The organism is Streptomyces sp. 35G-GA-8, from assembly GCF_023534745.1.
GTDB lineage: Bacteria > Actinomycetota > Actinomycetes > Streptomycetales > Streptomycetaceae > Streptomyces.
Window position 1 is genome coordinate 361148 of sequence record NZ_JAMHJQ010000003.1, and the last position, 9832, is coordinate 370979.

8 protein-coding genes and 1 pseudogene are annotated in these 9832 nt (G+C 71.6%); 6 read left to right on the forward strand and 3 right to left on the reverse strand.

Annotated elements, in window-relative coordinates; all coding sequences use genetic code 11:
- Positions 1-199: 199 nt before the first annotated feature.
- A pseudogene (locus tag M1203_RS39185) lies at positions 200-352 on the forward strand (ATP-binding cassette domain-containing protein); the annotation flags it as partial.
- Positions 353-373: 21 nt separating this feature from the next.
- Positions 374-748, forward strand: coding sequence for a hypothetical protein (locus tag M1203_RS07960; protein ID WP_249948818.1), 375 nt, complete (start codon positions 374-376; stop codon positions 746-748).
- On the opposite strand, the gene M1203_RS07965 is transcribed toward M1203_RS07960, so the two are convergent.
- On the reverse strand, positions 651-1493 hold the full coding sequence (locus M1203_RS07965) for a thioesterase domain-containing protein (RefSeq protein ID WP_249948819.1): 843 nt from the start codon (positions 1491-1493) through the stop codon (positions 651-653). The two genes, M1203_RS07960 and M1203_RS07965, sit on opposite strands and share 98 nt — an antisense overlap.
- A 283-nt stretch (positions 1494-1776) precedes the next feature.
- On the opposite strand from M1203_RS07965, the gene M1203_RS07970 reads away from it, so the two are divergent.
- The gene (locus M1203_RS07970; protein ID WP_249948820.1) at positions 1777-2226 is read left to right on the forward strand and encodes a hypothetical protein; all 450 of its coding nucleotides are present in this window, start codon (positions 1777-1779) and stop codon (positions 2224-2226) included.
- 171 nt (positions 2227-2397) lie between these two features.
- Here M1203_RS07970 and M1203_RS07975 read toward each other — a convergent pair whose 3' ends face one another.
- Positions 2398-3066: a response regulator transcription factor gene (locus M1203_RS07975; RefSeq protein WP_249948821.1), complete on the reverse strand. Its 669-nt coding sequence runs from the start codon at positions 3064-3066 to the stop codon at positions 2398-2400.
- The gene (locus M1203_RS07980) at positions 3054-4265 is read right to left on the reverse strand and encodes a sensor histidine kinase (RefSeq protein WP_249948822.1); all 1212 of its coding nucleotides are present in this window, start codon (positions 4263-4265) and stop codon (positions 3054-3056) included. Before M1203_RS07980 ends, M1203_RS07975 begins: the two co-directional genes overlap by 13 nt.
- Before the next feature lie 279 nt (positions 4266-4544).
- On the opposite strand from M1203_RS07980, the gene M1203_RS07985 reads away from it, so the two are divergent.
- From M1203_RS07985 to M1203_RS07995, 3 genes are all read left to right on the forward strand, one after another.
- The gene (locus M1203_RS07985) at positions 4545-5363 is read left to right on the forward strand and encodes an ABC transporter ATP-binding protein (protein ID WP_249948823.1); all 819 of its coding nucleotides are present in this window, start codon (positions 4545-4547) and stop codon (positions 5361-5363) included.
- Positions 5364-5368: 5 nt separating this feature from the next.
- A complete protein-coding gene (locus tag M1203_RS07990) occupies positions 5369-8128 on the forward strand; it encodes an ABC transporter permease (RefSeq protein WP_308404843.1) in 2760 nt (919 codons plus the stop codon).
- Positions 8129-8297: 169 nt separating this feature from the next.
- Positions 8298-9707, forward strand: coding sequence for a serine hydrolase (locus tag M1203_RS07995; protein ID WP_249948824.1), 1410 nt, complete (start codon positions 8298-8300; stop codon positions 9705-9707).
- Positions 9708-9832 lie beyond the last annotated feature (125 nt).

Here is a 9832-nt window from a genome sequence, read left to right on the forward strand (position 1 = left end):
TAATTTGCTTGTGGACCCCCCTGTTCCGCCTTGCTCGGTATCGGTATGTTGGCGGTATGTGATGCGCCGGCGGGCAGATGCGGGGTGCGGGTCCACTTCGCCGTGAAGCGCGATAAAGGGGAGATTTTCGATGATGCACGTGGATTCGAATGAATCAATCGAACGCGTGTCCGAAGTTGTCGCCCTCGAAAATGTCACGATGGTTTACGGGACGAGACCCCGGGTCGTTTATGCCCTGCGAAATGTCAGCCTGGTCGTGAGAGAAGGGGTGTTTCTCGCGGTAATGGGTGAGGGCGGCGCCGGTAGGACCACGTTGCTGAGATGTCTTTCCGGTGAGATCCAGCCGTCCTCCGGCGTGGTGCGCCGCGGTCCCGTGAGCGGGGACCGGGGCGGACCACTGGCGTCCTGGGTGCCCGAGCCCGGCGGGGCGGGCTCCGTCGCGGCGGCGGTCGCGCTCGGACCGCGTCTGCTGCTCGCCGACGAGGCGACGGAGGAGTCCGCCATGGCGCTGCGCCGGGCCGTGCGGGGGCATGGCGTCGCGGCGGTCATGTCGACCTCGGCGCCGGCGGTGGCCGCGCGCGCCGACGCCGTGGTGTTCCTGCGGGACGGGCGCGTCGTCGACATGGTCGCCGGAGCCGGTCCCGAGGTGATCAGTGACTGTCTGGAGCGCTCCGGCCGTGGCTTCGAGCACCGGAGCCGTGACTCCGAGGACCGGCGCCGTGAGTCCCAGGACCCGAGCCTGAGCTGAGCACCCGTCCGACGATGTCCAGCAGCGGGCCCGCGTCATGCAGGAAGAAGTGATCGCCCGCCAGCTCGTACAGCTCGAACGCCCCACCGGCATGCCGCGACCACGCCTTGGCCTGCCGCGGACCCGCCTCCGGATCGTCCGTCCCCGCGAACACGGTCAGCGGCACCGGAAGCACCGCGGCAGGATCCGGCACCGCGTTCTCCGCCAGGGTGAAGTCCGCCCGCAGCGTGGGCAGCATCAGCTCGATCAGCTCCGGGTTGTTCAGGAACTCCGCCGGAGCCCCGTTCATCTCCCGTATCTCCGCGAGCAGTTCGGGATCGGGCAGGGTGTGCCGCAGGACGGGGCCCGGGACCGGTACGCATCCTGAGACGAAGACATGCCCGGGGCGCACCGGCCCCCGCGCGCACAGATACTCCGCGAGCGCGAACGCGATCTCGCCGCCCATGCTGTGGCCGAAGAACGCGAACGGCTTGTCGAACCAGCCGGCCAGCCGGTCGGCGAGCAGCGGCACCAGCTCCGTCACCCGGGTGTGCGGCGGCTCGCCGAACCGCTCCTCACGGCCGGGGAGCAGCACCGGACACACCTCCACACTCCCGTCCAAGTGCCCTGCCCAGGAACGGAAGATACTGGAGCCGCCACCGGCGTACGGGAAGCAGAACAGCCGTAGGTCCGCCGCGGGCCGAGGCGGCCTGGACACCACCCAGCGCGGTGCGCGCCGAGGTGCGGAAGGTCGGTTCTGGGGCACGATAAGTCACCTTCGCCGGGGTCGGGATGGGGGCGTGGGCGGGACATGGCCGCATGGTCTCACCGTCGGACGGCGCCCGGCAGACCTTTAAGCCTGGGCGTAACTGCCCTGCTGGGGACGGGTGTCAGAGCGTTCGCGCGGCGCGCTGAACCCGCCATGGTGGTGCAGGGGCCACCCCGGTCCGGGTACGCGGTGTACTGACCTGAACCCCGTCGCCCGACACGATGGAGGCAGACGGCGCGGCTCGACCGCGAAACGACGGGCACGGAGTGGGAGCACTTCCATGGCGGACACAGCCCAGACGACAACCGGCTTTGGCGCGTACGCCGGTTGTGGCCCCGACCGGCGGCGGCCGGGGCGCGGACCGCGGCGGACCACGGTCAGGGCGGTGCTCGCCGGCCTCGTCCTCGTACCCGCGATGCTCGGCATGGCCGCGTGCGAGGGCGCGGAGAACGCCAAGACCCGCGGCGACGCGTGCGAGAAGATCCTCGCCAAGTCCTCGAACTTCTCCGATACGAAGGACCCGGAGGCGGCGGAGAAGGAACTCAAGGATCTCGCGGACGAGATCGCCCAGTTGGCCGAGGACACCGACGACGAGAAGCTCCGTGAGGCCGCGAAGGAATTACGCGACGTCGATCCCGGCGGGCGCGATCCCGACTCGGTCGGCGAAATCGTCTCGGAGACCACCAAGCGGATCAAAATTATCCGCAACACCTGCATCTCGTTCGGCTGAGATACGGCGTTCGAGATACCGGAGCACCCATAAGCCGGGATTCCCGCGGCTGTTCATTCCCCCGTCGTGGCAGTGTGGAATCCCGCCCCGGGCATCACGGAGTCTTCCCCCGTCTCCGGATGCCCGGGGTTTCCGCTGTCCGGGACGCGATCCCCCGGTCCGTCCCTCGCGCTACGCGGAGTTCTCCGGTGCGTTGTTGCCCAGATAGGCCAGTACGGCCAGGACACGGCGGTGCACATTTCCGCCCTCGGGCGGGAGCCCGAGCTTGTCGAAGACACCCCGGATGTGTTTGCTGACCGCCCGTTCGGTGATCACCAGCCGCTCCGCGATGGCTCCGTTGGCCAGCCCCTGCGCCATCATCTCCAGCACCTCGTGCTCGCGTGGCGTCAGAGCCTGGAGCGGACGCGCGGCGGCCTTCTGGCTGAGAATCTCCGTGACCACCTCGGGGTCGAGGGCCGTCCCGCCGGTGGTGATGCGCTCCAGGGCCTCAAGGAACTGCTCCACCCGGCCGACCCGGTCCTTGAGCAGATAGCCGATGCCCCGCGCGCCCTGGGCCAACAACTCGGCCGCGTACGTCTGTTCGACATATTGCGAGAGCACCAGGATCGGCAGGTCCGGTAGCTCGCTACGGGCCTGTACCGCCGCGCGCAGCCCCTCGTCGCGGAAGGTCGGCGGCAGCCGTACGTCCAGTACCGCCGCGTCCGGCCGGTGCTCGCGCAGCGCGGGCATCACCTCGGGCCCGGCGGCGCAGGTCGCCACCACGTCATGGCCATTGCTGGTCAGCAGAAGGACCATGCCCTCACGTAAGAGGGCGTTGTCCTCCGCGATCACGATCCGCAAGGCAGCTCCACTTTCAGCTTGGTCGGCCCACCGAGTGGGCTGGAAAGGCTCGCCGTGCCGTCAAGCGCGGCGACGCGCCGGCGGATGCCGATCAGACCACTGCCCTCGTGCTCGTCGGCGCCACCGCGGCCGTTGTCGGCCACGATGACCCTCAGTATGCCGTTGCCCCGGGTGAAGCGCACCGATGCCTGGGTGGCCCCGGAGTGCTTCCGGATATTGGTCAGCCCCTCGGCCACCACGAAGTACGCCGCCGCCTCGACCGCGGCCGGCAGCCGGAAGGAGTTCTCCACCGAGCCGAGTCCCATCTCCACCGGGATCTCCGAGGACGCGGCCAGCGCGCGGACCGCGCCCGCCAGCCCACGGTCGGTCAGCACCGGCGGATGCACCGTACGCACCACATGCCGCAGATCCGCCAAGGTGCTCTCCAGGCCCGACTGCGCCTCGTCCAGCCGGGCCAGCGCGGCGTCCGGGTTCGTCCGCACCAACTGCTTGGCCAGCCCGATCCGCATCGACAGGGCCACCAGCTGCGCCTGTACGCCGTCGTGCAAGTCCCTTTCGATACGGCGCAGTTCGGCGCTGTGGGCCTCCACAGCGCCCGCCCGGCTCTCCGACAGCTCCGCGATCCGGTCCACCAGCCGCGCCGACGGCTTCGGACGCAGCAGCGCCGCGCTCCACGCGGCCTGGGTGTCCGCGAGCGTGCCGAGCCGGTGCAGCACCAGCGGGGTACGGGGCTTGGCGGGCGTACCGTACATGTCCTCGCGGCGCTGTGCGACGGCGCCGCCCACCCCCATGTTGACCCCGTCCACCACCAGACCGACCACCCACACCAGGATCGCCACCACGCAGAACAGCAGGGTGATGATGATCTGTAACGGCAGCCAGCGCGCGTCGCGCCAGGTGCCGGGGTCCGTCAGCGACAGCCGCAGCCGGTCCGCGGGCACACCGTCGAGCGGCAGATACTGCTCGGCGACCGGCGCCCGCAGCCGCGTACCGGCCCGAACCCGCTCGTATCCGGCCAGTCTGCGGAGTAATCGCACGAGATCGGGCCAGGCGGGAGCGCCGATGATGAGCGCCATGAAGACGAGCCCCAGCGGTACGGCGGCGACCATCAGGAAGCACATCGACGCCACGGGCAGGGCGAGCACCAGATAGTACGTGTCGTGCCAGGAACGCTGGAGCTGAGTGGAGAAATCACGCACGGCGGGCTCCCTGGGGCAGGACGGTCGTCCGGGGCGGGGCGGGCGTCCGGTGGACGACGGACCCATGGATCACGGTAGTCCGAACCGCCCTCGCGCGAGGTACGTCCGTCACCCCAGCCGGGGTGACGCAGGCTGAACCCCAGGACGGGTGTGCGCTCCATCGTGCCGGAGCCGTCCCCTCCGTACCGTTCTCAACAGGATGAACAAGCCATCCGGCGGGGCGGTCGGCCGGTCGGTACGCACACGGCCTCGGCCGTACAGCCTGGAAGGCGCACACACATGGTCAGGCTTCGCACGGGGAAACGTGCCACGGCGAGAAGCGGCACCCGGGGGCCCTCGAACAGTGGTGCTGCCGGCCCCGCGGCGGCGCTGACACTGGACTCGGTCACGCGCCGCTACCGGCGCGGCGGCACCCCCGTGAACGCCCTGGACGGGGTCAGTGTGACCGTCGAACGCGGCACGTTCCTGGCGGTCATGGGCCGCTCCGGATCCGGCAAGACGACCTTCCTCCAGTGCTCCGCCGGCCTCGACCAGCCCACCTCCGGCACGGTGCGGCTCGGCGACATCGACCTGTCCCGGCTCACCGAGTCCGCGCTCACCAGGCTGCGCAGGGAGCGGATCGGCTTCGTGTTCCAGGCGCTCAATCTGGTGCCCTCGCTCAGCGTCCGGGAGAACACCGCGCTGCCCCTGCTGCTGGCAGGCGAGCGTCCCGACAGCCCCGCCGTGCGCGAACGCGCCCTCCAGGTACTGGAGTCGGTCGGGCTCGCCGACCGGGCGGAGGACTCGCCGCTGCGGCTCTCCGGCGGCCAGCAGCAGCGGGTCGCCATCGCCCGCGCGCTGGTCACCAACCCCGCCGTGATCTTCGCGGACGAGCCGACCGGCGCGCTCGACCCGGTCACCGCGCGGGATGTGCTCGTCCTCCTGCGCGACGCGGTCGACCGGCAGGGGCACACCGTCGTGATGGTCACCCATGACGCGCACGCCGCGTCCTGGACGGACGAGGCCCTGTTCATCGAGGCGGGGCGGATCGTCGGCCGGCTGCCCAACCCCGAGGCGGACACGGTGACGCGGATGCTGACAGAGCTCAGGGAGGGGTGAGGAGCATGCCGACCGGATCCAGTACGCTCCCCGGCGCCGACCCGGCGCGTCCGTCCGGCCCGGACGAGCTGGCCCGTAATCACGACAGCCCGGCCCGCACGCGCCATATCGCGCGCTTCCTCGCCGGCCGCTCGATGCGGACCCACACCAAGGCGTGGACGGCGGTGTTCGCGGCCCTGCTGCTCACCTCGCTCGTGCTCAGCAGCTTCGGTCTCGCCGTACTCTCCGCCGCCCTCGGCCACGCGAGCGTGGAGCGCTACGGCGCGGCGGCGGCGGTGGTCGCGGGCGACCAGGAGACGCGCTTCACCGCCAAGCCCTGGGGATCCAAGCAGCAGACGCAGACGGCGGCGCTCACCGAACGGGTACGGGTGCCACGCTCGGTGCTCCCCAGGATCGAGGCCGTCCCCGGGGTACGGGCGGCCATCGCCGACGACACCTTCCCGGTCGCGCTGATCCGTCCGGACGGCTCGCTCGTGATCGGCCCCGACAGCGACTCCGGCGCCTCCCCGGTCTACGGGCACACCTGGCACGCCGCCGCGCTCGCGCCGTTCACGCTTCGCGAGGGCCGGGCCCCGGCGGGTCCGGAAGACGTCGTCCTCGACGGTGACCTCGCCGCACGGGCCGGTGTCCGGGTCGGCGACGACGTACGGCTCCAGTCCACGGACACCCCCGAGACCTACCGGGTCTCCGGCATCGCGGCCCCCGAGGGACGGGCGGACGACAGCGGGCTCGGCAACCAGGGCGCCGTCTTCTTCAGCGACGAGCGGGCCCGACTCCTCGCCGGCCACCCGGAGACCACCGACGCCATCGGGGTGCTCGCCGACCCCGGCGTCAGCGCCGACACCCTCCACCCCCGGCTGCGGGAAGCGCTCGACGGTGCGCGGCCGGCCACCAGCGCCACCGCCGACGCGCGCTACAAGGACGACAACACCTCACTGCGCGTCCTGACCGGAAACGGCCGAGGGGAGACGGAGTTCGTCACCTCCGCCCCCAGCCGGATGAGTCTGCTGGCGCTGCTCGGCTCGGTCTGCGCGCTCGTCGTACTGATCGCGCTGCTCGTGGTCTCCAGCACCGTCGCCCAGGCGATCCACCAGCGCTCCCGCGAGATGGCGCTGCTGCGCGCGGTCGGCGCGACCCCCCGGCAACTGCGCGCCATGGTCGGCCGTGAGGTCAATGTGGTGGCCGCGAGCGCCGCCCTGGCCGGCGCGATCGGCGCGGCGCCGGTGTTCCTGGCGCTGATCAAGATGCTGCGGACGCGCGGCGCCGTGCCGATCGGGCTCGAACTCCCCGCCCCCTTCTGGATGTACGCGGCACCGCTGGTCACCGCCGCGCTGACGGTGCTGGTGGCCAGGATCGCCGCCGGGTTCGCCTGTAGCCGTATCGCCAAGGTGCGCCCCGCACAGGCGATGGGCGAGGCCCAGAGCGAGGCCGAGCAGTTCGGCCGCGGCCGGGCCGTCACCGGCGTCGTGATGCTCGTCCTGGGGTGCGGTGCGGCCGGTACGGCGGTACTCCAGTTCGGGGAGCTGGCCGCGATGGCGGCCAGTACCGCGGCCGTCTGCCTGGTCATCGCGTGCGCGCTGCTCGGGCCCTGGATCGCGTGGGGCGCTCTGCGGGTGCTCGGTGTGCCCGCGGAGCGGCTGGGCGGCGCGGGCGGCTATCTCGCCGCCGCCGCCTCCCGGGCCAACTCCCGCAGGCTGGGCGCCGCGATCACCCCGATCGTGCTCGTGGTGGCGTTCGCCGGGGTCCAGCTCTCGGCCGGGGCGACCCTCGACACGGAGGGCGGCCGACAGGCGGGCCGGGCCATGCGGGCCGAACTGGCCATCACCACGGACGGGCCGGGGATCCCGGACGTGACGGTGCGCCGTGTCAAGGAGGTGCCCGGGGTGGCGGCGGCCACCGGGGTGCTGCACAGTACGGTCGTCCTGGCCCGCAAGGAGGCCGGGGAGCCGAGGCTGGACCGGCTGCCGGTGATGGCCCTGGACCCCTCGGCGCTGCCCGCCACCATCGATCCGAAGGTCACCGCGGGCGATCTGGGCGACCTGCGCGCGGGCACCGTCGCGGTGGGCGAGGAGCGGGCGCGCTCGCTGGACCTGGACGTCGGCTCGAAGGTCACGGTGCGCTACGGCGACGGCGCGAACGTGGCGCTGACGGTGGCCGCGGTGTATGAACGGTCCCTGGCGCTCGGCGACTTCCTGTTCGCCCCCGCCGAACTGGCGCCGCACCTGGCCGCGCCGCTCAACACCCGCGTCCTGCTGAGCCTGGCGCCCGGAACCGCCCCCCAGGACGTGACAGCGGCGGTGCGGGGGGTGCTGGCGGGCGCCGCGCCCGGAGCGACCGTCGCGGAGCAGCCGAAGGGCGAGCATCTGCAGACCGAGGACCGCGGCGTCGGCCAGGTCATCTCCCTGGTCGCGGTAAGTGTGATCGGCGGCTTCACGATCATCGCGGTGCTCAGCACACTCGTTCTCATCATGGTCGGCCGCCGTCAGGAGGTGATCCTGCTGCGCCTCGTGGGCGCGGGCCGGCGGCAGATCCGCTGGATGCTCAGGATCGAGGCGATGACGGTGATACTGGTGGGGCTGGTGGTGGGTACGGTGACCGCGCTCGTTCCCCTCCTGGCCTTCAGTCTCGCCACGACCGGATCCGTGCCCTACATCCCGCCCGCCCAGGCGGGGCTGGTGGTGCTGACCGTGGTCGTCACCGCAGGGGCGGGGTACTTGCTGCCGCTGAGGTCCGCGCTGCGCAAACGGCCGCCGAAGTCTTGGTGATCAGCCCTCTGGGCTGCGTGTTTACAACAGCACTTAAATCCTTGTTCGAGCCTTCACCTCTGCTGAAGAATCCTTTTCGTGCGGTCGACTGCGCGTAACCGAAGCGGTCGGCCGCCGTGCCGCGCGGTACACGCCGGACTTCGCACAGTGAAGAAGGAGCTTGTTCGCAGTGTTGGGGATCATCGCGGAAGAGAAGGTCAGTGGCGCTCCCTTCAGCCTTCCCCTCGACCGCCTCGGCTGTCTGGGCAGCCTCGGCAAGGAGCACGGAGTGGTCGGCGCACAGCTGGCGGTGTACCACCGAGGAACCCTGCGCACCTGGGAGTTCGGCGAGGAGGAGTACGGCGGCGGACGTCCCGTGCGCCGTGACTCCGCCTTCCCCTACGGCTCCGTCACCAAGGCGCTGACCGCGGCCTCCGTACTCCAGCTCGTCTCCGACGGCGACCTCGACCTGAATCGTCCGGTGCGCACCTGGCTCGATGACCGGGGTGCCGCCGGCAACCACCCGGGACTCGGCGCCACGCTCCGTCAACTCCTCAGCCACACAGCCGGGTTGCCGTCGGACCACGACGACGGCGACGCCACCTCGCTGCGCCGCTGGCTCACCGGCTTCCTGGCCACCGGCCCGGCGGACGCGCCCGCGCTGTGGCCCGCCCCCGGCTCCTTCTCCTACTCCAACGTCGGCTACGGCATCGCGGGCCGCGTCGTCGAGGCCGCCACCGGACTGACCTGGTGGCAAGCCGTACGCGACTATCTGCTGGCCCCCCTGGGCACCGGCATCGGCCTGCTGCCCGGCGCTCCACAGGACGGCGAGCCGGTCCGCGCGGTGGCAGGACACACCACACACACCACCCCCGGCGGCGACCGCGTGGTGCACTCGGTGCGCTGCTCCGCCGACGCGGGCTTCACCCCCGCGGGCGGCCTCGCCGGCAGCGCCGCCGACCTCGTACGCTTCGCCCAACTGCATCTGGACGACCCCGGTGACCTGGACAGGGACGCCGTGGCCGACTCCGAGACACTGCGCGAGATGGCCCGGCCGGTCGCCGGTGCGGAACCCTTCGGGCTGGCCGACGGCTGGGGCCTGGGCCTGGGCCACTTCGGCCCGGCGGAGGACCGCTGGCTCGGCCACGACGGAACGCTGGACGGCACCACCTGCCATCTGCGCATCCACCCGAAACAGGGCACCGTCGTCGCGCTGACGACCAACTCGGCCTCCGGGCAGGGGCTGTGGGAGGCGGTCCTGCGCGAACTGCGGTCGGCAGGCCTCCCCGTCGGCGTCTACAGCGTGGTGCCGCCGTCCCCCGGATCCACGGCGGGCTTCGCGGACTGCGCCGGCACCTACCGCAACGGCGACCTCGCCGTAACGGTCAGTCTCGACGACCGCAACATCCTGCTGGAACTCCCCAACGGCGCGCGGGACTCCGCCGCCTCCCACAGCGATCTCGTCTTCTCCAGCCGACCGGGGGACGCGGGCGTGTTCCTCGGCAGGTTCCTCAAGGACGCGACCACCGGGGACGTACGCGTCCTCCAGTACAGCGGCCGTACGCTGCTGCGCCAGCCGGTCGCGGCACAACCACACTGAGCACCGCCGTGCCCGGCCGCGCGAAGCGGGCGGCCACGGCGGGTCAATCAGCCGGCGAACACACACGCAGGGCAGATGCGCGCGGCACCGGAGCGCATCTGGCGGTCACGCACGCGCCCAACCGT

Excerpts from the sequence above, each read along its gene's own strand:
- M1203_RS07970 (WP_249948820.1), top strand. The coding sequence starts at position 1,777 with ATGGCGGACACAGCCCAGACGACAACCGGCTTTGGCGCGTACGCCGGT.
- M1203_RS07985 (WP_249948823.1), top strand. The coding sequence starts at position 4,545 with ATGGTCAGGCTTCGCACGGGGAAACGTGCCACGGCGAGAAGCGGCACC.
- M1203_RS07990 (WP_308404843.1), top strand. The coding sequence starts at position 5,369 with ATGCCGACCGGATCCAGTACGCTCCCCGGCGCCGACCCGGCGCGTCCG.